This is a genomic window from Antiquaquibacter soli (assembly GCF_030580675.1).
GTDB classification, from domain to species: Bacteria; Actinomycetota; Actinomycetes; order Actinomycetales; family Microbacteriaceae; genus Rhodoglobus; species Rhodoglobus soli.
This window is the reverse complement of the sequence record NZ_JAUQUB010000001.1, coordinates 676,571-697,751: the sequence shown is the minus strand read 5'-3', so window position 1 is coordinate 697,751 and position 21,181 is coordinate 676,571. Positions and strand designations below refer to the sequence as shown.

The following is a 21,181-nucleotide window of genomic DNA, read 5'->3' as shown; positions in this document are numbered from 1 at the left end:
TAACGAAAGCCCGCCGTGACCAGCCCCCTCGACCCCGCCGACCGCGTGACCGACGCCCTCGCGGCACGCTACGGACGCACACCCCGCGACGCTCGGCGCACCCGGGTGGTTGTCGTGATCGCCGCCATCGCGTTCGCGGTGGTCTTCGTCCTCTGGCTGTGGTGGGGAGGGCTGCTCGGGGCGCCCGCGCAGTTCGAGGTGAAGGACACCGGCCACGACATCGTCGACGACTCGACGGTGACCGTCGAGTGGCAGTTCTCGGTCGACCCCGGCACCGATGCGCGGTGCGCGGTGCAAGCGCTCAACTCGACCTTCGCGATCGTCGGCTGGACGGTCGTCGATGTGCCGGCCTCGGATGCCCGCACCCGTGACTTCTCGCAGGAGCTGCGCACCACGGAGCGCGCCGTCACCGGGTTGATCTACCGCTGCTGGCTCACCTAGGCTGGTCGGAATCATTCCAGGAACCGGCCATGCGTGGCCGGTTTCGTTCTTGTAAGGAGACACCGTGGCTACCGACAACTCGGTCACGTGGCTGACCCAGGAGGCCTTCGACCGCCTGAGCGCCGAGCTCGAGCAGCTCTCGGGCGAGGGGCGCACCGAGATCGCGAAGAAGATCGAGGCGGCCCGCGAGGAGGGCGACCTCAAGGAGAACGGCGGCTACCACGCGGCCCGCGAGGAGCAGGGCAAGATCGAGGCGCGCATCCGTCAGCTCACCGAGCTCCTGCGCACCGCCACGGTCGGCGAGGCCCCGGAGTCCGACGGCAGCGTCCAGCCGGGCACTCTCGTCACCGCGACGATCCTCGGCGACGAGTCGACGTTCCTCATCGGCAGCCGCGAGATCGCGGGCGACACCGACCTCGACGTGTACAGCGAGCAGAGCCCCCTGGGCACGGCGATCATCGGTCTCAAGGCCGGTGACGAGACGAGCTACACGGCCCCCAACGGCCGTTCCATCGCCGTCAAGGTCCTGAAGGTGGAGACGTACGTCCCGTAGTCGGGGCTAGAAGTCGACGCGCGGCTCGAAGCCCTCGTCCCGGAGCCGCGCGAGCACCTGCTCGGCGTGCTCGGGGCCGCGGGTCTCGATGTGGAGTTCCAGCTCGACCTGGCTGATCGTCAGGCCGCCGTTGTGCCGGGTGTGCAGCACTTCCACCACGTTGGCGTTGCAGTCGGCGACGAGCGCGGACACCGTCGCGAGCTGGCCGGGCCGGTCGGGCAGCGGGATGCGCAGCTTGAGGTAGCGCTCGGATGCCGCGAGGCCGTGGCTGATGACCCGCTCCATGACCATCGGGTCGATGTTGCCGCCGGAGAGCACGACGACGGTCGTTCCCGAGGCGCTGATCTTGCCCGCGAGGATCGCGGCGACGCCCACCGCTCCCGCGGGCTCCACGACGAGCTTGGCCCGCTCGAGAAGCACGAGGAGGGCGCGCGCCATCTCGTCCTCGCTGACGGTGACGACTTCGTCGACGGTGCCCGCGATGATCTCGAAGTTGAGTGCACCCGGCCGGGACACCGCGATGCCGTCGGCGATCGTGGGCAAGATCGTGACATCTCGCGGCGACCCCGCCGCGAGGGACACGGGGTACGCGGCTGCGTTGGTCGCCTGCACGCCGACGACGCGAACCGTTCGGCCGTCGAGCGCGGCGCGCTGCTTGATGGCGCTCGCGACTCCTGAGATCAGTCCGCCGCCGCCGATCGGCACGACGACCGTTTCGACGTCGGGCCGCTGATCGAGGATGTCGAGCCCGAGCGTTCCCTGGCCGGTCACGACGTCGACGTGGTCGAACGGGTGGATGAACACGGCTCCCGTCTCCGCGGCGAACTCCGCGGCGGCGCGCAACGGCTCGTCCACGGTGTGCCCGCGCAGCACGACATCGGCGCCGTAGTCCTTCGTCGCCTGGAGCTTGGGCAGCGGCACACCCACCGGCATGAAGATCGTCGCCCGGATGCCCAACTCCCGAGCGGCGAGGGCGACGCCCTGCGCGTGGTTGCCCGCGGAGGCGGCGACCACCCCTCGAGCCTTCTCCTCGTCGGACAGCCGGGAGAGCCGGTTGTAGGCCCCGCGGATCTTGTAGGACCCCGTGCGCTGAAGGTTCTCGCACTTGAGGTAGACCGCATCACCGAGGACGTTGCTCAAGTAGTGCGAGCTCTCTAGCGGGGTCTGAGTGACGACGGCGGAGATGCGCTCGCGCGCCTCCTGGAACTCGGCAAGGGAGGGGCCGACGAGAACGGGATCAGGCATTCGGGAGGACATCCTGTGCGGTGGGATGGGGAGTGGTGCGCCACCCGCCGTCGGCGAGGTACTTGACCATGACGTTCAGCACGGCGACGACGGGGACGGCGAACAGGGCGCCTGCGATGCCGGCCGTGAAGCTACCCGCCGCGACGGCGAACACGACCGCGAGCGGGTGGACCTTGACCGCGGTGCCGAGCACGAGCGGCTGCAGTACGTGGCCCTCGACCTGCTGGACGAGCAGCACGATGCCGAGCATGATCACCGCGGGGATCGGCCCCAGGTAGACGAGGGCGACGAACACCGCGAGCGTGCCGGTCACGAGAGCGCCGACGACGGGGATGAACGAGCCGAGGAACACCGCGACGGCGATCGGGATGACGAGGGGGAATCCGCCGTAGAAGAGCCCGAGGATCCATGCCCCGAGCCCGATGCCGACGGCGTCGACGAAGGCGACGAAGATCTGCACCTTCACGAACGTCGTGAGGGTGATCCATCCCGCCTCTCCCGAGCCCGCGACCGCCTGCCGAGCGCGACGCGGGAACAGGCCGACGATCCACGTCCAGATTCGGCGGCCGTCGATGAGGATGAAGAGCGTCGCGAAGAGCGTCAGCAGGAAGCCGGCGAGCACATGACCCGCGGTGGAGCCAGCCTCGAGCGCCCCGGTCCAGAGCACGGAGCCATCGCGCTGCAGCGTCTCCCACAGCTGACCGATGTAGGCGTTGATGTCCGATTCGCTCAGGTGCAGCGGCGACTCCGCGAGCCATGCACGCAAGTCGTCGTACGCCTGCACGGTCTTGTCCTGGAGGTCCGGGTAGCCCGCACGCACCTGGGCTACGACGAGAACGATGAGCCCGGCCACGATGCCGAGCGTGCCGAGCATCGCGACGGCGACGGCGAGCCACTTCGGCCACTTGTGCCGCCGCAAGAAGTTGACGAAGGGCACGAGCAGCGCGCCGAGCAGGATCGCCACGAGGAACGGGATCACGATGTACCGGAACTGGATGACCAGGAACACGAGCACCGCCACCACCCCCAGCACCACGAGGATGCGCCAGGAGAACGCCGCGGCGATCTTCAGGGCGGGGGGCACGCTCTCCTCGGGGGTGAGGGGCGGTTCGGTCTTGCGGCGAAGGGGCACGCGGCCAGTCTAGATTCCCTGGCCGTGAGCCCGCTCAGGCGTGCGCGTCATCCCGCCGATCGCTGCCCGCCCCGGCCTACCGCGGGACGGCGCTCACGGGCGCGCCCTTGAGTCGCACGTGTACCGATTCCCCGGCCTGCGGCTTGAGGTCGACGTCGTGCTGGATCGAGATAAAACTGTCGTCGGCGAGCCGCACCCGAGTGCGGCGCAGGGAGCCGAGGAAACTGGAGGCGATGACCGTCGCGGGGATGCCCTCGCTCGCGAGCGCGACATCCTCGGGCCGGATGTAGACCGTGACGGGACCGTCTGGCTGGGGCTCGCCGAGCAGCTCGAGCGCGACGCCGTGCACGAGCGCCTTGCCCCCGACGACCTCGCCCGCGACTCGATTGCTCAGGCCGACGAAGTCGGCGACGAAGGCCGTCGCCGGAGTGGTGTAGAGCTCTTCCGGAGTGCCGATCTGCTCGATGACGCCCTCCCGCATCACCGCGACGCGGTCCGCGACGGCGAGCGCCTCCTCCTGGTCGTGGGTGACGAACACGGTCGTGATGCCGAGTTCGGTCTGGATGCGGCGGATCTCGTCGCGCAGCTGCACTCGCACCTTCGCGTCGAGCGCACTCAGCGGCTCGTCGAGGAGCAGGACTCGAGGGCGGGTGACGAGGGCTCGAGCGAGCGCGACGCGCTGCTGCTGGCCGCCGGAGAGCTGATGCGCGAAACGCTTGCCGAGGTGCGCGAGTCCGACCATGTCGAGCGCTTCGGCGGCGCGGCCCCGGCGCTCCCCCGGCGCGACGCGTCGCATCCGGAGCCCGAACTCCACGTTCTCCTGCACGGTCATGTGAGGGAAGAGCGAGTAGGACTGGAAGACCATGCCGATGTCGCGCTTATTGGTGGGCACGGCGGCGACGTCCGCGCCGTCGATGAGGATGCTGCCGTCGTCGATGCCCTCGAGACCCGAGAGGGCGCGCAGCGCGGTCGTCTTGCCGCACCCGGACGGGCCGAGCAGCGCGACGAACTCGCCGGGCTTGATCGCGAGGTCGATCGCGTTGAGGGCGCGGTGGCCCGCGAAGGACTTGACGACGCCGACGAGCTCGACGGTGGCACCCGAGCCCTCCGCGGTCGCGATCGCCGGGGCGACGGGGATGGAGTTGGTCACGAGCGGACCTTTCTGGAGACGGAGCCGACGCGGCCGATGACGACCAGCAGGACGAAGGCGAAGAGGAGCGACAGCAGGGCGAAGATCACCGCGATGTACGGGTCCGCCTTGTTGACGATGAGCAAGGCGGTCTGGAGGTTCACGCGATTCAGCAGCGACGCGACCGTGAACTCGCCGAGCACGACGGCGACCGCGATGAAGGATGCTGCGAGGATGCCGCGGCGCAGGTTCGGGATCAGCACTCGGAACAGCACCGTGCCCCACCCCGCACCGAGCGACCGCGCGGCCTCGCTGAGCGTCTTCACGTCGATCGAGTCGAGATTGGCCTGGATGGCACGGTACGCGTACGGCAGCACGAGGACGCCGTACGCGAAGGCGAGGGTCCAGACCCCCGAGCCGAACATCCGCGACACGACGGAGTAGACGGGTGCGAGGCCCACGACGAGCACGATCGCGGGGATCGTGATCGGCAGGAGGCAGATGAACTCGAGGCCGTGACGCAGCCGCGGAAACGACAGCTGCACGAGGATCATGGTCGGCACGAGGAGCACGAGCATGATCGCCACGGTGACCGCCGCGAGCAGCAGGGAGTTGCCGATGGCCAGCCACAGTTGCCGGAACTCGGGGCCGAGCTGGCCGGTGAAGACGGTGACCCAGCGGTCGATCGTGTAGCCGCCCTCGAGCCCGCCGCGCAGGGTGAACTCGACCATGCTGACGAGCGGGAGCGCAAAGAGCAGTCCGACGGCGCCGAGGATGATCCACCGCGTGGCGCGGCTCGGGGCCGGGGAGTGGGTGCGATTGAGCGACCGTGTCATCGTTGCTGCCACCTCGAGGCGCGTCGCTGGAGCCGTGAGTACAGCACCATGACGAGGGTCATGACCACGATCATCCCGAGCGCGAGCGCGCCCGCGAGGTTCTCGCGGCCGAGCACCGTCTCGCTCGTGAGCGCGGCACGGATCTGGAGCGGGACGATCCCCTGCCCCTGGCTGGTGAGCGCCGCCGCGGTCGCGTAGGACGAGAACGCGTTCGCGAACAGCAGCAGGAGGGAGCCGATGAACGACGGCATGAGCACGGGGATGCCGATGCGCCACCAGTAGGTCGCCCGTGTTCCGCCGAGGGTGGCGGATGCCTCGGCCCACTGCGGCTTGAGAGCCTCGAGCGCGGGCAGGAAGACGATGATCATGAGGGGTACCTGGAAGTAGATGTACGGCAGCACGAGCCCCGGCACCTCGTAGAGCCACACCCCGTCGGCGTAGATGTCGATGCCGAAGTTGTTCTGCAGGATGACTCTCAGCAACCCCTGGATGCCGATGAGGCTCACGAAGGCGAACGCGAGCATGACGCCGCCGAACTGGGCCAGGACGCCGCTCGCCGAGTCGACGATCGAGCGCAGTACGCCATCGGGGCGGGTCTCGAGGAGCGCGTAGCAGACGAGGGCCCCGAGGACCGCGCCGGTCACGGCGGTCAGGGCCGACAGCCAGATCGAGTTCCAGAACACGGTCAGGATGACGGGGTCCAGGAGCGCTTCGATGTTCGAGGCAGTGAGCGCACCGTCACCGTCGACGAATCCGGTCCCGACCGCGAGGAGCGTCGGGAGTGCGAGGAACAGCAGAACGTACGCGCCGAAGGGCGCGAGACCGAGGTACCGCATCAGCGGTGCCCCGCGACGCGAACGTCGCGGGGCACCGACTGCGGTGGTGTTACTGGACAGCTGCGGCCCACTTCTCACCGAGGAGCGCACCGGCTGCCTCGCTCTGCTCGGCGGTCGGAACGACCGTCTCGCCGTCGACGACGGGCAGGAGCGCGAAGAGGTCCTCGTCGATCGTGCCGGCCTCGGCCATGGCGTCGGCCAGAACCGGACGGGCGCCTCCCTTCAGCCAGAGGTTCTGCACCTCGTCGCTGTAAAGGAACTCCTGCCACAGGCGCGCGGCGGCGGGGTGCGGAGCATCCTTGTTGATGGCCTGGTTGTAGTAACCCGCGTAGGCGGTACCCGGGAAGACGACGACCTCCCAGTTGCGCTGGCCCTCGAGCGACGCGGCGTAGCCCGCGTTGAGGTAGTCCCAGTCGAAGACGACGGGGGTCTCACCCGAGGCGATGGTCGCGTCGGTCGGGTCGATCTTCAGGAAGTTGCCCGCGGCGTTGAGCTCCGAGAAGAAGTCGATGCCCGCCTGGAAGTCGTCGAGCGTGCCGTCGTTCTGAACCGTCGCCATGCCGACCGCGGCGAACGCGGCACCGGCCTGGGTCGGGTCACCGTTGATGGCGACCTTGCCGACGTAGTCCGGGCCGAGCAGGTCCTGGAGCGACTCGGGAGCGGGAACCGCATCCGGGTCATAGCCGACCGACATGTAGCCGCCGTAGTCGCCGACGAAGAGGCCGCTCGACTCCTTGAGCGCGTCCGGGATGCTGTCCCACGCCTGCACCTTGTACGGCGCGAAGTAGTCCGTGCTGCTGAGGGCGACCGCGAGACCCACGTCGAAGACGTCGGGGGCGGTGTCCTGGCCGGCGAGGTTCTCCGCCGCCTGGATCTCCTCAGCGCTCGACGCGTCGGGCGACGCCTCGGTGATGGTGATCTCCGGGTAGCGCTCGGCGAACAGGTCGAGGATCTCGCCGTAGTTGGCCCAGTCGCGCGGCAGCGCGATGACGTTGAGCGCGCCCTCGGCCTTGGCGGCGGCCTCGAGGCCGGCCAGGTCCCCGAACGCGGAGATGTCGGTCGCGGTGGCCGCGTCGACGTCGCCCGCCGGCGTCTCGGTGCCCGTCGAGCAGGCGGAGAGCGTGATCGCGGCAGCGGCGGCCAGCGCCACACCCGCGAAGATGCGCTTCTTGATCAAGGGGTTTCCTCCATCGGGCCGCCGGCCGTCCGCGCTGTGTGCGGGCAGTGGGTACCGGTGGCCTCGACGGGGAACGCTACGGACGCCCCCGGTCGAGACGGCATCACCTCGGTGAACGGATCGGGAACAGGTCGTGTCGGATGCGGTCACTAGGCTCGACCGCGTGGTGGACAGCTTCTCCGCGGCGCAGGCGAGGCGCATCGCTCTCGCCGCCCAGGGGTTCGGGCGCCCGCGCGGTCCAGTGGGCACGCGCCAGCTCAACCTCGCCCTGCAGCGCTTGGCGGTGCTGCAGCTCGACTCCGTCAACGTCTTCGAGCGCAGCCACTACCTGCCCTTCTTCGCGCGACTCGGTCCCTACGACAAGTCCCTCCTCGACCGCCTCACCTTCCGACCGAAATCGGGCTACACCGAGTACTGGGCGCATCAGGCAGCGGTCATCCCGATCGAGCACCGCCCCTTGTGGCACTGGTCGATGCAGAAGTGGCGCACGCACAAGAGCTTCCTGCCGTGGGCGAGCGAGCATCCGGAGATGCTCGACTTCCTGCGAGCAGAGCTGCGCGACAAGGGCCCCCTCACCTCCGGCCAGGTGGAGCACGACGCGAACAAGCGCAGCGGCCCGTGGTGGGGGTGGTCGGACGTCAAGACCGGCCTCGAGACCCTCTTCTTCTGGGGAGAGGTCGTCGTCGCCGGTCGCACCCGCTTCGAGCGCCGCTACGACGTCGCCGAGCGCCACGTGCCCCCGGAACTCCTCGGCCGTGAGATCCCGAAGGACGACGCTGTGCGCGAGCTCGTGCGACTCGGCTCACGGGCGCTCGGCATCGGCACGGTCTCCGACATCGCCGACTACTACCGACTCCTGCAGGCGCCGACGAAGGCCGCGATCCGCGACCTCGTCGACTCGGGCGAGCTGCTGCCGGTTCACGTACACGGCTGGGATGCTCCGGCCTACCTGCACCGCGACGCGCGCATCCCGCGTCGCATCGAGGCCGCCGCGCTCCTCTCCCCCTTCGACCCGATCGTCTGGGAGCGCGACCGTGCACTGCGCATGTTCGGCTTCCACTACCGGATCGAGATCTACACTCCCGCGCCGAAGCGAGTGTTCGGCTACTACACCCTGCCGCTGCTCATCGACGAGGCACTCGTCGGGCGCATCGACCTCAAGTCCGACCGGCAGGCGGGGGTGCTGCGGGTGCAGTCGGCGTGGCGGGAGGGCGAGGCATCCGTCGACCTCGACCGGGTCGTCGCCCTGCTCGACGAGACGGCGGCCTGGCAGGGCCTGGGGTCGGTGGAGTTCGCCGACCGCGGCGACTTGATCGCCGAACTCGCCGCCCACTACAGCGCCGCGAGGCAGCGCTAGAAGCCGCTGCCGATCTTCCCGAGGCGGGCGATGCGGTCCGGGATCGGCGGGTGGGTCGAGAAGAGGCGGTCCATGAGGCCCGGCTTCGTCGGATCGGCGATCCACATGTGCGCCATCGTCGAGTTCTGGCGCACCATCGGGCGGCCGTAGTCGGCGAGCTTCTGCAGTGCGCTCGCGAGGGCATCCGGATGACGGGTCGTGAGCGCACCCGTCGCATCCGCCAAGTACTCCCGCTGCCGCGACACCGCCGCCTGAACGACCGCGGCGACGAGCGGGGCGACGAGGAAGGCGACGAGCCCGAAGATGAGCACGATCGGGTTGTTGTTGTTGGAGTTGCGGCCTCCGAAGAACGCGAGCCGCAAGAGCATGTCGGCGATGAAGCCGACCGCGACGACCAGACCGAACACGATCATCGAGACACGGATGTCGTAGTTGCGCACGTGACCGATCTCGTGTGCCATGACGCCCTCGAGCTCGGAGTCATCCATGATCTCAAGGAGCCCCGTAGTCGCGGCCACCGACGCGTGCTCGGGGTCGCGCCCCGTCGCGAAGGCGTTCGGCGCCGGGTCATTGATGATGTAGACCTTCGGCATCGGGGTGCCCGTCGTGATCGAGAGGTTCTCGACGATCCGGTACAGCCGCGGGTTGTCCGCCTTCTGGATCTGGCGCGCGCCGCTGAGAGCGAGCGCTTGGCTCCCCGCCGCGAAGTACTGGATGAGCGCATACCCCGTCGCGATGACGAGCGTGATGATGACGATCGTCACATCCTGGTAGATCCACGCCGCGAGGGCCGCGAGGCCGCCGATGATGAGGATGAACAGCAGGATGATGAAGACGGTGTTGCGCTTGTTCTTCGCAATCGCGCGATACATCTAGTCTCCCGTCGCGGGTGACTAGAACTGCACGCGCGGGGGCTCCGCGATGGCCGCCGAGTCGGCGACCTCGAAGAACTCGCGCTCGGTGAAGCCGAGGCCGCGCACGAACAGCGTGTTGGGGAACACCTTGATCTTCGTGTTGAGCTCGCGCACTCCGCCGTTGTAGAAGCGACGGCTCGCCTGGATCTTGTCCTCGGTGTCGACGATCTCGGCCTGCAGCTGGAGGAAGTTCTGGCTCGCCTGCAGCTGCGGGTACGCCTCGGCGACCGCGAAGATCGACTTGAGCGCCTGCTGCATGTGGTTCTCGGCGACCGCCGCATCCGCCGGCGACTGGGCCGCGAGGGTCTCGGCGCGCGCCTTCGTCACGCTCTCGAAGACGCCCTTCTCGTGGGCGGCGTAGCCCTTGACCGACTCGATGAGGTTCGGGAGGAGGTCGGCTCGACGCTTGAGCTGGACGGTGATGTCGCTCCACGCCTCATCGACGCGCACGTTGAGCGTCACGAGGGAGTTGTAGGTCGACCAGAGGTAGATCCCCACGATGACGACCAGCAGGACGATGACGCCGATGATGATGAGCAGTTCCATGCCGACAACTATAGGGCGAGCGAGCATCACGTACGCCGAGAAAACGGCGTGAGGACTATGCTCACCGCCATGAGCAGCGATGCCGTCGTCACTGTCGATGCCCTCCGGGTCAGCCGCGGGCGACACGAAGTCCTGCACGGTCTCGGCCTGAGCATCCCACGCGGATCCCTCACGGGGCTGCTCGGTCCGAGCGGGTCCGGCAAGTCGACCCTCATGCGCTCGATCGTGGGCGTACAGGCCCGAGTGTCCGGAAAGGTGCTGGTACTCGGCTCTCCGGCGGGATCGCGCGCCCTCCGTGGGCGGGTGGGCTATGTGACACAATCAGCGAGCGTCTACGACGACCTCACCGTGCGCCAGAATCTCGCCTACTTCCGCGCCATCATGGGCGCCCCGCGGTCGGACATCGACCGCGCGCTCGAGCAGACCGGCCTCGAGGCGGAGGCCGACCGCCTCGTCGGCTCTCTCTCGGGCGGGCAGCGCAACCGCGCCTCCCTCGCCGCCGCGCTTCTCGGCCAGCCGGAGCTGCTCGTACTCGACGAACCGACCGTCGGTCTCGACCCGGTGCTGCGCAACGACCTCTGGGCGATCTTCCGGGAACTGGCAGCGGCGGGAACGACACTCATCGTCTCCAGCCACGTCATGGACGAGGCATCCCGCTGCGACCGACTGCTGCTGATGCGGGATGGCTCGCTCCTCTCCGATCTCTCCCCCACCGAGCTGCTCGCCTCCACGGGGGCGGCCGATGCCGAGGCCGCGTTCCTCGAGCTCATCCGAAAGTCGGACGCAGCATGAGCCCTCGCCGAACGCTCGCCACCGCCGGCCGCGTGCTCACGCAGATCCGGCACGACCCGCGCACCATCGGCCTCATGCTCGTCGTGCCGAGCCTGCTCATCGGCCTCATCGCCTGGATCTTCGTGGACACCGATGTCTTCGACCAGATCGGGCCGGCGATGCTCGCATTGTTTCCGTTCATCATCATGTTCCTGGTCACGAGCATCACCACGCTCCGCGAGCGGCGCACCGGCACGCTCGAGAGGCTCCTCACGCTGCCCATCGCGAAGCTGGACTTCATCCTCGGCTACACGATCGCCTTCGGACTGCTCGCGATCGCTCAAGCTGCGATCGCGACCGCCTTCGCCGTATGGGTGTGCGGCCTCACGATCGAGGGCTCGATCTGGCTGCTCTTCGCCGTAGCCCTCGCCGACGCCGTGCTCGGCACGACACTCGGACTGCTCGTGAGCGCGTTCGCGGCGACCGAGTTCCAGGTCGTGCAGTTCATGCCCGCGATCGTCTTCCCGCAAGTGCTGCTCGGGGGCATCATCGTGCCGCGGGCGCAGATGCCCGACGTGCTCCAGGCCGTCTCGGACTGGCTGCCGCTCTCCCACGCGATCGACGCCCTCAACGCCGTCGCACGGGACTCGGAGGACGCAGCCTACGTCGGCGGCAAGCTCCTCATTCTCGGCGCATTCGCGTTCGGCGCGGTCGTGCTCGGCTCCATCACGCTTCGTCGGCGTACGCCCTAGCGGCGACGGCCCGAGAGGATGCGGTCGCGGGTGCGGTCGGGGAGTCGGGCGAGGAGCGTCGCGCCGAGGAGCGCATCGGTGCCGACCGTGTACCGGGTGCGGGGCCGGCGCACCGTGAGCGCTTTCTCGATGGCGGCGGCGACCTCGTCGGGCGAGATGCCGGACTCGGCGGCCCGCTTCGCGTACTTGCGGGCGCCGGCGATCGCTCTGCCGTAGAGCTCGTGAGCCCGCCCGGGCATGCGCTCGAGCATCCGGTCGGCGCGGTCCGAGGCGGAGCTCCAGATCGGTGTCGCGATCTGTCCCGGTTCGATCGCGATCGCCTCGATCCCCCACGGCGCGAGCTCGTTGCGCAGGGCGTGGGTGATCGCCTCGAGGGCGAACTTCGACGCGTTGTAGGGGCCGAGCATCCCTCCGGCGATGATGCCGCCGATCGACGTGACGTTGACGATGCGCCCTCGAGCGGAGCGGAGGAGCGGCAAGACCGACTGGGTGACCGCGACCTGGCCGACGACGTTCACCTCGAGCTGGTGCCGGAGCTCGTCGAGGGGCACGAACTCGAGCGGCGCCGCGGCCGCGATCCCCGCGTTGTTCACGAGCCCGTCGAGGCCGGCGTCGCCGACCCGCTCGGCGATGAGCGCGGCGGCCTCGGCGATCTGGGTGTCGACGGTCACGTCGAGCAGGACCGGGACGAGTCGCTCCGAGCCGTCCGCGGCCAGGGCCTCGGCATCCTCGGACCGCCGGACGCCGGCGAACACGGCGAAACCGGCGCGGTCCAGTCGCAGTGCAGTCGCCCGGCCGATTCCCGTAGATGCTCCCGTGACGAGCACGCTCTTCACTTCGGTCACCGCGGCAGCAGCATGATGAGCAGATAGACCACGAGTGACACGACGGGTGCGACCACCGCGAGCACGAGCGCTATCACGCCCTGTCGCCGACCGCGGTTTGCAGCAATCGCGACGATCGACTGCACGATCACCCAGCCGCCTACAAGCGAGCCCAACAAGACATGGAGCGGGCTGAGCAACCCCAGCATCGAAACCACTGGGTCTGGATCGCCGGTTCGGAATTGGAATGACGGGATGCCTGAAGAACGGTCGACGTACGGTGCGCCGATGACGCCCAAGACGATCGAGAGGAGTAGCGACACGGCGAAGAGGACTATGGACGCAGTGAGAGCAACCTTGCCGACACCCTCGCGGGGCGATACCGGCGTTGGTGCCGATGGCGCAGTCGCGTCGACTGGCTCGAGAGTTTCCGTCATGAAGGGATGCTAGCAATGCGCGATAGCCTCGGATCATGCCGAGCACGTTCTCCATGAAGGCCATGCAGGCCGCCAACCGCGTCGCGATCGCCCTGACCGGGGGCCGATTCGGCTGGGACCTGAGGGGGATGCCCGTTCTCGAGGTCACCACGACCGGGCGACGCAGCGGCGAGCCCCGGGTCATCCTGCTCACCTCTCCCCTGCGCGTGAACGGCGACTACGTGGTCGTGGCGTCGCGAGGGGGCGATGACGCGCATCCGGCATGGTTCCTGAACCTCGAGGCCAACCCCGATGTGCTCGTCTCGGTTCGCGGCGGATCGCCCGAACCGAAACGCGCCCGCATCCTTGAGGATGCCGAGCGCCTCGACGTGTGGGAGCGGGTCGTCGAGCGGCACCCGCACTACGGCGGCTACCAGCTCAAGACCGCGCGCGAGATCCCCCTCGTCGTATTCGAGGCGCGATGACGACCTACCCGCCGGAACCCTGGTACCTCGGGGGCGAGCTGCTCGTCTCCGCGTTCCGGGTGCCGACGAAAGAGGTGCCGCACGCCCGACTGCCTGACGGTCGTCGCCCCGTGCGGTGGGGTAGTCATGCCATCGTCGGGGTCGCTTTCGTGCGATACGTCGCGGGCGGAGTCCTGCAGTACGACGAGTTACTCGTCGCCCTGCCCAGCCTCCCGGGCCCCCGCATCACGATCCCGCTTATCTGGGTGGACAGCCCCGAGTCCCGTGCCGGCGGGCGCGAGCTGTGGGGCATCCCGAAAGAGCTCGCCGACTTCACTCGCAGCGAGAGACCGGGCAGAGTGCAGATGTCGATGGGAACCACGGCTTCCATCGACGCAAGCTACGGCCGCCGCATCCTGCCCGGGATGACGCAGCTCCCGCTCACGACACTGCAGACCCTGGAGGGCCGACGGACGGTGTCGCGCAACTACGCCGTCGGTCGGGTGTGCGCGCTCGAGGCATCCTGGACCTTCGACCCCGCCGGGCCGCTGGGCTTTCTCGCGGGGCGCTCCCCCTTCTTCAGCGCCGCCATCCGCGACGCCTCGATCATCTTCGGAATGGACGTGCAGCGATGACCCCTCCTCTCGCCGTCATCACGGGCGCCGCCCGCGGCATCGGACGCCAGCTTGCGCAGGACCTCATCACCGAGGGCTACCGAGTCGTCATCGGCGACCTCGACCTCGCCGCGACGACGGCCACGGCGACGGAACTCGGGCAAGCCGCGACCCCGATCCGGCTGGACGTGACGGATGCTGCACTCCTCGCTGAGGCGATCGAGCGCATCGAGACCGAGATCGGCCCCATCGACCTCTGGATCAACAACGCCGGGATCATGCCGACGGGGCCGTTCGTCGGACAGGCGGGTGACGCGCAGCAGCGCATCATCGCGATCAACTATGCGGCTGTCGTGACGGCGAGCGCCCTCGTCGTTCCGCGCATGGTCGCTCGCGGGCGCGGCACTCTCGTGAACATGGCGAGTGCCACGGGCATCAAGCCTCTCGCCGGCGTCGCCGTCTACTCGGGCACGAAGGCGGCGGTGATCGCCTTCAGCGACGCCCTGCGCCGCGAGCTGCGGAAGACGGGGGTGCGCGTGACAGTCGTCATGCCCAACCTCGTGACGACCGCCATGGGTGCGGGCATCACTCCTCCGCGGCTCACGGGTGCCGTGTCGGCCGCCGACGTGAGCCGCGCAACGGTTCGGGCCATCGAGCGCGGGCGATTCTGGGTCGTCGTGCCGCGCGGGCTGGGTCCGGTGCTGCGCATCTCCAAGCTGCTGCCGTTCTCGTGGCAGGACTGGATTGACGACCGGGCCGGCAGCGACAACATCGGTCTCGGCGGCGACCCCGCCGTCCGCGACGCCTATGCCAAGGACGTACTCGGCGACTGACCCACTAGCGGGAGGTCGCCCGACGCCGAGCGGCGATGAGCGCGCCAGCACCGAGCACGGCGAGCACGAGCGCCGCGAGGGCTCCCGTCGCTGAGTCAGCCCCTGTCGCAGCGAGCTGGGGCGCCGCCGGAGGCTCCTCCGCGTCGCCGGGGATGCTCCCCCAGTTCACGACGTCGAGACCTTCGAGCCCGTCGGTCAGGCGTCCGTCGAACGAGTCGAACTCGCTCATCGCCGTGACGAGCGCGTCAGCGGCCGCCACCTGGCTCAGGTTGTCGTTCTGCGTGTAATCCAGGTCGATGAGGGTCTGCGGATTCCACAGCGCGAAGTAGGCGACGGCCCGCGACTCGCCTCGTGGGATCGAGAACGGCGCCACCGTCACCTCGTAGTCGTCTCCGTCGAGATCGCTGAGCCCGCTCGGCGTGCTCGCGCCTGCAGCCCCCCACGCGATCCCGCCCGGAGCGTCGTACTCCTGGTAGTGGACCGCCCACTGGGCGCCCGCGCCCACCAGCGCGGCTCGACTCGCCTCGTCCTCCGCCGCCGGGACGGGAAGCACCGAGTCGCTCTGACCCTGGTATCCCCAGAGCTCGCCGTCGCTGCCGAAGTTCGTATCGAACGTGACGGCGTCGACCGTGACAGCCGACTCGCCGATGTTGCTCAGGATCGAGGAGACCCGGATGAGGTCGCTGGCCGCGTAGATCCGGATCTGCGCCGTGACGAAGAGGTGCGCCTCGGCGAAGGCGAGCGGGTACACCGAGCACTGGAGCACGAGGTCGCCGGTCTCGGAGTCGACCGAGACATCCATGTCGGCCGCACTGCCGCAGTCCAGCGGTACGTCGTCGATGTTCGAGGCGGTCGCCGTGATGCGCTGGGACCCCATGCCGTCCCACAGGTCGGTGACCTCGAGGGAGCTGTTGGGGTAGCGGAGGTCGACGTCTTCCAGGGCGAAGGGGTTCACCGTGGGGTACCACTTGCCCAGACCGAAGTCGATCGCGTTGCCATCCCACGGGTCGGCCGAGGCCGGCATCGCGGTGACGGAGACGAGAACGACGGCGACCGCGGTAGTCGCGGCGGCGCGGCGGAGGAGATTCGGGCGCATCGGGTCATCCTTCGATCGGGTTCGCTCAGCCTATCGAGCGGGAGCCGGGCCCAAACGACGAAGGGCGCCGGAGCCGAAGCCCCGACGCCCTTCTGACTGGGTCGGACTAGCGAGCGGCCGAGCCGTCGACGTAGTCCTCGTCCTGCTGCTTCCACGCGAAGAGGGCGCGGAGCTCCTTGCCCGTCGCCTCGATCGGGTGCTGCTCGCCCTTGGCGCGCAGGGCCTTGAACTCGGGAGCACCGGCATCCTGGTCGTCGATGAAGCGCTTGGCGAACGCACCCGACTGGATGTCGGCGAGCACGGCCTTCATGTTCTCCTTGACGTGCGGGTCGATGACGCGCGGTCCAGAGACGTAGTCGCCGTACTCGGCCGTGTCGGAGACGCTCCAGCGCTGCTTGGCGATGCCGCCCTCCCACATGAGGTCGACGATGAGCTTGAGCTCGTGCAGCACCTCGAAGTAGGCGATCTCGGGCTGGTAGCCGGCCTCGACGAGCGTCTCGAAGCCGTACTGGACGAGCTGCGACGTGCCGCCGCACAGCACGGACTGCTCGCCGAACAGGTCGGTCTCGGTCTCCTCCGTGAAGGTCGTCTTGATGACTCCCGCGCGCGTACCGCCGATCGCCTTCGCGTACGAGAGGGCGAGGTCCCAGGCGTGGCCCGAGGCGTCGCGCTCGACGGCGATGATGTCCGGGATGCCCCGGCCCGCGACGTACTCGCGGCGCACCGTGTGACCCGGCGCCTTCGGGGCGACGAGGATCACGTCGACACCCTCGGGAGCCTCGATGTAGCCGAAGCGGATGTTGAAGCCGTGCGCGAAGGCGAGGGTCTTGCCCGCGGTGAGGTTCGGCTTGATCGAGTCGTTGTAGATGCCGCGCTGGTGCTGGTCCGGCGCAAGCATCATGATGACGTCGGCCCACTTCGTGGCGTCGGCGACGGAGAGCACCTCGAAGCCGTCCTCCTTGGCCTTCGGGATGGACTTCGAGTCATCCTTGAGCGCGATCGCGACCTCGACGCCCGAGTCCCGCAGGTTCTGCGCATGGGCGTGGCCCTGCGAGCCGTACCCGACGATGGCGACCTTCTTGCCCTGGATGAGCGAGAGGTCGGCGTCCTTGTCATACAGGAGTTCTGCCACTGTTTTCGTTTCCTTTTCTTGAGGGTGTTCTAGTTCTTGAAGACGCGCTCGGTGATCGACTTGGAGCCGCGGCCGATAGCGAGCAGTCCCGACTGCGCGATCTCCTTGATGCCGTACGGCTCGAGGACGCGGAGGAAGGCCTGGATCTTGCCCGAGTCACCGGTGGTCTCGATGACGAGGGCGTCGGTCGCGACATCCACCACGCGCGCGCGGAAGAGGTTCACGGCCTCGAGGATCTGCGATCGGGTGGTGTTGTCGACCTTCACCTTGATGAGCAGGTGCTCGCGGGTGACGGATGTCGCCGGATCGAGCTCGACGATCTTGATCACGTTGATCAGCTTGTTCAGCTGCTTCGTGACCTGCTCGAGCGGGAGCTCCTCCACGTCCACCACGACGGTGATGCGGGAGAGGCCCTCGATCTCGCTCTTGCCGACGGCGAGAGACTCGATGTTGAAACCGCGGCGGGCGAAGAGCCCGGCGACTCGGGTCAGCAGACCGGGCTTGTCCTCGACGAGGAGGGACAGGACGTGGCTCACGGGCTTACTCCTCTTCCCACTCGGGGGCGTGGTCGCGGGCGTACTGGACGCTCGAGTTGCCGACGCCCTGCGGAACCATCGGCCAGACCATCGCGTCGCGGCTCACGACGAAGTCGATGACCACGGGGCGGTCGTTCGTCTCGAGGGCGAGCGTGATCGCGGCATCGACTTCTTCCTCCTTCGTCACGCGGATCGCGAGGCAGCCGTACGCCTCGGCGAGCTTGACGAAGTCGGGGATCATCATCGTGTCGTGGCCCGTGTTGAGGTCGGTGAACGAGTGGCGGCCGTCGTAGAACAGCGTCTGCCACTGGCGCACCATGCCGAGCGACGAGTTGTTGATGATCGCGACCTTGATCGGGATGTTGTTGATCGTGCAGGTGGCGAGCTCCTGATTGGTCATCTGGAAGCAGCCGTCGCCGTCGATCGACCACACCACGCGGTCGGGCTGGGCGACCTTCGCACCCATCGCCGCGGGCACCGAGTAGCCCATGGTCCCGGCGCCGCCGGAGTTCAGCCACGCGTGCGGGCGCTCGTACTTGATGAACTGCGCCGCCCACATCTGGTGCTGACCGACGCCGGCCGCGTAGATCGCCTCGGGGCCGGAGAGCTCGCCGATGCGCTCGATGATCTTCTGCGGCGACAGCAGCCCGTCGTCGGGCATCGTGTAGCCGAGCGGATACTGCTTGCGGAGGGTGTCGAGCCGCTTCCACCATGCCGAGTAGTCCGGCTTGTGGTCGCGGGATGCCTCGGCGAACGCCGCGGTCAGGTCGACGATCACGTCCTTCGCGTCGCCAACGATCGGGACATCCGCGGCCCGGATCTTGCCGATCTCAGCGGGGTCGATGTCGACGTGCACGATCTTCGCGTGCGGGGCGAACTCGCTCGGCTTGCCCGTGACGCGGTCGTCGAAGCGCGCTCCGAGCGAGATGATGAGGTCGGACTCCTGGAGCGAGAGCACCGCGGGAACCGAGCCGTGCATGCCCGGCATGCCGAGGTGCAGCGGGTTCGAGTCGGGGAAGGCACCCCGGGCCATGAGCGTCGTGACGATCGGCGCGCCCACGCGGGTGGCGAGTTCGAGCAGCTCCGCCGACGCCTCGGCACGGATGACTCCGCCACCGACGTAGAACACCGGCTTCTCGGCCTCGACGAGCAACTGGGCCGCCGCCTGAACCTGCTTGCCGTGCGCCTTGATGACGGGTCGGTAGCCGGGCAGATCGACCTTGGGCGGCCAGATGAAGGGCGCCGTCTTCTGCTGGGCGTCCTTGGTGACGTCCACGAGCACCGGACCCGGTCGGCCGGTCGTCGCGATGTGGTACGCCGCGGCGAGCGTGGCCGGGACGTCCTCGGGGCGGCTCACGAGGAACGAGTGCTTCGTGATCGGCATCGTGATGCCGACGATGTCGACCTCCTGGAACGCGTCCGTGCCCATCGACGTCGAGAACACCTGGCCGGTGATCGCCAGCAGCGGTACCGAGTCCATGTGGGCATCGGCGATCGCCGTCACGAGGTTCGTCGCGCCGGGGCCGCTCGTCGCGATGGCGACGCCGACCTTGCCGGAGGCGGCGGCGTAGCCCTCGGCCGCGTGGCCGGCGCCCTGCTCGTGGCGGACGAGGATGTGGCGGATGGCCGTCGAGGCCATGAGCTCGTCGTAGAAGGGCATGATGGCGCCGCCGGGGAGGCCGAAGACGTCAGTGATGCCGAGGTGCTCGAGGGACTTGAGGATCGCGCCCGACCCGGTGAGGATCTCGGGCGCGGTCGACTTGGGCCTCGGGGCCTGGTCGCTTGACATGCAAGTTGTCCTTAGTACTGGAAATGGTGAGGAGAGCGCGGAGCTACCCCGTCACGGCACCCTCTGCGGCGGAGTGCACCAGACGCGAGTACTTCGCGAGAACGCCACGGGTATAGCGCGGAGGAAGCGGAGCCCAGCCGTTGCGGCGGGCTTCCAGCTCTGCTGGCTCGACAAGTAGGTCGAGGGAGCGAGCTGCGATATCGACCCGTATGAGATCACCATCGCGCACGAAGGCGATAGGACCTGCGTCTACCGCTTCGGGAGCTATGTGGCCGATGCACAGGCCGGTTGTGCCGCCTGAGAATCGTCCGTCCGTCAAGAGTAGTACATCTTTACCGAGGCCTGCGCCCTTGATGGCAGCGGTGATGGCCAGCATCTCGCGCATGCCCGGGCCGCCCTTCGGCCCCTCGTAGCGGATGACGACGACCTCTCCCGGGTTGATGGTGCCCTCGGTCAGAGCATCCAGGGCGGCGCGCTCGCGCTCGAAGACGCGGGCCGGGCCCTCGAAGACCTCGGCGTCGAAGCCCGCCGTCTTCACGACCGCGCCCTCGGGGGCGAGGGAGCCGTGGAGGATCGTCAGACCGCCCGTCTTGTGGATCGGGTTGTCGAGCGTGCGGAGCACCTGGCCGTCGAGCGGGTCGGGGTTCAGCTCGGCGAGGTTCTCCGCGACAGTCTTGCCGGTGACCGTGAGGCAGTCGCCGTGGATGAGACCCGCGTCCAGGAGCGCCTTCATGAGCACCGGGATGCCGCCGTGCCGGTCGACGTCGTTCATGACGTACTTGCCGAAGGGCTTCAGGTCGCCGATGTGCGGCACCTTCGAGCCGATGCGGTTGAAGTCGTCGAGGGTGAGCTCGACCTCCGCCTCGTGCGCGATCGCCAGGAGGTGGAGCACGATGTTGGTCGAGCCGCCGAGCGCCATGCCCACGGCAATGGCGTTCTCGAACGCCTCCTTCGTGAGGATGTCGCGCACGGTGTGACCGCGCTCGAGCATCCCGACCACAGCCTCTCCCGATCGGTGGGCGAAGTAGTCGCGGCGGCGGTCGGCGGATGCCGGGCTCGCCGATCCCGGAAGCGACAGCCCGAGCGCCTCCGCGACCGACGCCATCGTGTTGGCGGTGTACATGCCGCCGCAGGCGCCCTCGCCGGGGGCGAACGCGCACTCGATGCGCTTGGCGTCCTCGAGGCTCATCTTGCCGGCCTTCACCGCGCCGACCGCCTCGAACGAGTCGATGATGGTGATGTCCTTCTCCGTGCCGTCGGAGAGCTTCACCCAGCCCGGAGCGATCGAGCCGGCGTAGAGGAACACCGAGGCCAGGTCGAGACGGGCCGCCGCCATGAGCATGCCGGGGATCGACTTGTCGCAGCCGGCGAGGAGCACCGAGCCGTCGAGGCGCTCCGCCTGCATGACGACCTCGACGGAGTCGGCGATGACCTCGCGGGAGACGAGGGAGAAGTGCATCCCCTCGTGGCCCATCGAGATGCCGTCGGAGACGGAGACGGTGCCGAACTGGAGCGGATAGCCGCCGCCGGAGTGGACGCCCTCCTTCGCCGCCTGCGCGAGCCGGTCGAGGCTCAGGTTGCACGGAGTGATCTCGTTCCACGAGCTCGCAATACCGATCTGGGGCTTCTCCCAGTCCGCGTCGCCCATGCCGACGGCACGGAGCATTCCGCGGGAGGTGGTGGCTTCGATTCCATCGGTGACCGTGCGGGAGCGCGGCTTGATATCGGGCGTTTCCGGCATGTTACGAGGGTACCGCTTCCGCGGGAGGCACTCGCGCGGGCGGAAGA

At 68.6% G+C, this 21,181-nt stretch carries 23 protein-coding genes; 8 read left to right on the top strand and 15 right to left on the bottom strand.

Annotation, left to right across the window (positions count from 1 at the left end):
- Positions 1–15 precede the first annotated feature (15 nt).
- A complete protein-coding gene (locus tag Q5716_RS03375) occupies positions 16–441 on the top strand; it encodes a DUF4307 domain-containing protein (RefSeq protein ID WP_305001677.1) in 426 nt (141 codons plus the stop codon).
- A 64-nt stretch (positions 442–505) separates the two neighbouring features.
- Positions 506–994, top strand: coding sequence for a transcription elongation factor GreA (gene greA, locus Q5716_RS03370; protein WP_305001676.1), 489 nt, complete (start codon positions 506–508; stop codon positions 992–994).
- A 6-nt stretch (positions 995–1,000) separates the two neighbouring features.
- Here the strand turns inward: greA and ilvA are convergent, their stop codons facing one another.
- The 6 genes from ilvA to Q5716_RS03340 form a co-directional block, all read right to left on the bottom strand.
- Positions 1,001–2,239 (bottom strand): threonine ammonia-lyase, encoded by a 1,239-nt coding sequence (gene ilvA, locus Q5716_RS03365; protein ID WP_305001675.1) that lies wholly within the window; start codon positions 2,237–2,239, stop codon positions 1,001–1,003.
- Positions 2,232–3,371 carry an AI-2E family transporter gene (locus Q5716_RS03360; protein WP_305001674.1) on the bottom strand — a complete coding sequence of 380 codons (1,140 nt, stop codon included), beginning with the start codon at positions 3,369–3,371 and terminating at the stop codon, positions 2,232–2,234. The genes ilvA and Q5716_RS03360 overlap by 8 nt, the downstream gene beginning before the upstream one ends.
- Before the next feature lie 76 nt (positions 3,372–3,447).
- Positions 3,448–4,521: an ABC transporter ATP-binding protein gene (locus Q5716_RS03355; protein WP_305001673.1), complete on the bottom strand. Its 1,074-nt coding sequence runs from the start codon at positions 4,519–4,521 to the stop codon at positions 3,448–3,450.
- The gene (locus Q5716_RS03350; RefSeq protein ID WP_305001672.1) at positions 4,518–5,336 is read right to left on the bottom strand and encodes an ABC transporter permease; all 819 of its coding nucleotides are present in this window, start codon (positions 5,334–5,336) and stop codon (positions 4,518–4,520) included. The genes Q5716_RS03355 and Q5716_RS03350 overlap by 4 nt, the downstream gene beginning before the upstream one ends.
- The gene (locus Q5716_RS03345) at positions 5,333–6,172 is read right to left on the bottom strand and encodes an ABC transporter permease (RefSeq protein ID WP_305001671.1); all 840 of its coding nucleotides are present in this window, start codon (positions 6,170–6,172) and stop codon (positions 5,333–5,335) included. The genes Q5716_RS03350 and Q5716_RS03345 overlap by 4 nt, the downstream gene beginning before the upstream one ends.
- Positions 6,173–6,221: 49 nt before the next feature.
- Positions 6,222–7,349, bottom strand: a complete 1,128-nt coding sequence (locus Q5716_RS03340) for an ABC transporter substrate-binding protein (protein WP_305001670.1) — start codon at positions 7,347–7,349, stop codon at positions 6,222–6,224.
- 163 nt (positions 7,350–7,512) lie between these two features.
- Between Q5716_RS03340 and Q5716_RS03335 the strand changes: the two genes are divergently transcribed.
- Positions 7,513–8,706, top strand: a complete 1,194-nt coding sequence (locus Q5716_RS03335; protein WP_305001669.1) for a winged helix-turn-helix domain-containing protein — start codon at positions 7,513–7,515, stop codon at positions 8,704–8,706.
- Here Q5716_RS03335 and Q5716_RS03330 read toward each other — a convergent pair.
- Positions 8,703–9,578 carry a M48 family metallopeptidase gene (locus tag Q5716_RS03330; protein ID WP_305001668.1) on the bottom strand — a complete coding sequence of 292 codons (876 nt, stop codon included), beginning with the start codon at positions 9,576–9,578 and terminating at the stop codon, positions 8,703–8,705. The genes Q5716_RS03335 and Q5716_RS03330 overlap by 4 nt on opposite strands.
- A 21-nt stretch (positions 9,579–9,599) precedes the next feature.
- On the bottom strand, positions 9,600–10,166 hold the full coding sequence (locus Q5716_RS03325; RefSeq protein WP_305001667.1) for a LemA family protein: 567 nt from the start codon (positions 10,164–10,166) through the stop codon (positions 9,600–9,602).
- A gap of 69 nt (positions 10,167–10,235) precedes the next feature.
- Here Q5716_RS03325 and Q5716_RS03320 point away from each other — a divergent pair, with 69 nt between their 5' ends.
- Both Q5716_RS03320 and Q5716_RS03315 read left to right on the top strand, forming a co-directional pair.
- The gene (locus Q5716_RS03320; protein WP_305001666.1) at positions 10,236–10,958 is read left to right on the top strand and encodes an ABC transporter ATP-binding protein; all 723 of its coding nucleotides are present in this window, start codon (positions 10,236–10,238) and stop codon (positions 10,956–10,958) included.
- Complete coding sequence (locus Q5716_RS03315) at positions 10,955–11,689, top strand: ABC transporter permease (protein WP_305001665.1); 735 nt, start codon at positions 10,955–10,957, stop codon at positions 11,687–11,689. The genes Q5716_RS03320 and Q5716_RS03315 overlap by 4 nt, the downstream gene beginning before the upstream one ends.
- On the opposite strand, the gene Q5716_RS03310 is transcribed toward Q5716_RS03315, so the two are convergent.
- Both Q5716_RS03310 and Q5716_RS03305 read right to left on the bottom strand, forming a co-directional pair.
- Positions 11,686–12,534, bottom strand: coding sequence for an SDR family oxidoreductase (locus Q5716_RS03310; RefSeq protein ID WP_305001664.1), 849 nt, complete (start codon positions 12,532–12,534; stop codon positions 11,686–11,688). The two genes, Q5716_RS03315 and Q5716_RS03310, sit on opposite strands and share 4 nt — an antisense overlap.
- The gene (locus Q5716_RS03305; protein WP_305001663.1) at positions 12,531–12,950 is read right to left on the bottom strand and encodes a hypothetical protein; all 420 of its coding nucleotides are present in this window, start codon (positions 12,948–12,950) and stop codon (positions 12,531–12,533) included. The genes Q5716_RS03310 and Q5716_RS03305 overlap by 4 nt, the downstream gene beginning before the upstream one ends.
- A gap of 35 nt (positions 12,951–12,985) precedes the next feature.
- Here Q5716_RS03305 and Q5716_RS03300 point away from each other — a divergent pair, with 35 nt between their 5' ends.
- Genes Q5716_RS03300 through Q5716_RS03290 form a run of 3 tightly spaced genes read left to right on the top strand, consistent with a single transcriptional unit; the run spans position 12,986 to position 14,840 of the window.
- Complete coding sequence (locus Q5716_RS03300; protein ID WP_305001662.1) at positions 12,986–13,414, top strand: nitroreductase/quinone reductase family protein; 429 nt, start codon at positions 12,986–12,988, stop codon at positions 13,412–13,414.
- A complete protein-coding gene (locus tag Q5716_RS03295; protein WP_305001661.1) occupies positions 13,411–14,028 on the top strand; it encodes an acetoacetate decarboxylase family protein in 618 nt (205 codons plus the stop codon). The genes Q5716_RS03300 and Q5716_RS03295 overlap by 4 nt, the downstream gene beginning before the upstream one ends.
- Positions 14,025–14,840 (top strand): SDR family NAD(P)-dependent oxidoreductase, encoded by an 816-nt coding sequence (locus Q5716_RS03290; RefSeq protein ID WP_305001660.1) that lies wholly within the window; start codon positions 14,025–14,027, stop codon positions 14,838–14,840. The genes Q5716_RS03295 and Q5716_RS03290 overlap by 4 nt, the downstream gene beginning before the upstream one ends.
- 4 nt (positions 14,841–14,844) lie before the next feature.
- Here the strand turns inward: Q5716_RS03290 and Q5716_RS03285 are convergent, their stop codons facing one another.
- From Q5716_RS03285 to ilvD, 5 genes are all read right to left on the bottom strand, one after another.
- Positions 14,845–15,936 (bottom strand): LPXTG cell wall anchor domain-containing protein, encoded by a 1,092-nt coding sequence (locus Q5716_RS03285; protein ID WP_305001659.1) that lies wholly within the window; start codon positions 15,934–15,936, stop codon positions 14,845–14,847.
- A 106-nt stretch (positions 15,937–16,042) separates the two neighbouring features.
- Entirely contained in the window at positions 16,043–17,068 is a 1,026-nt protein-coding gene (gene ilvC, locus Q5716_RS03280; protein WP_305001658.1) for a ketol-acid reductoisomerase, read from the bottom strand.
- 29 nt (positions 17,069–17,097) lie between these two features.
- Positions 17,098–17,604, bottom strand: coding sequence for an acetolactate synthase small subunit (gene ilvN / locus Q5716_RS03275; RefSeq protein ID WP_305001657.1), 507 nt, complete (start codon positions 17,602–17,604; stop codon positions 17,098–17,100).
- Between the two features lie 4 nt (positions 17,605–17,608).
- Positions 17,609–19,393: an acetolactate synthase large subunit gene (locus Q5716_RS03270; protein WP_305001656.1), complete on the bottom strand. Its 1,785-nt coding sequence runs from the start codon at positions 19,391–19,393 to the stop codon at positions 17,609–17,611.
- A gap of 43 nt (positions 19,394–19,436) precedes the next feature.
- Positions 19,437–21,134 carry a dihydroxy-acid dehydratase gene (ilvD, locus tag Q5716_RS03265; RefSeq protein ID WP_305001655.1) on the bottom strand — a complete coding sequence of 566 codons (1,698 nt, stop codon included), beginning with the start codon at positions 21,132–21,134 and terminating at the stop codon, positions 19,437–19,439.
- Between the last annotated feature and the right edge of the window lie 47 nt (positions 21,135–21,181).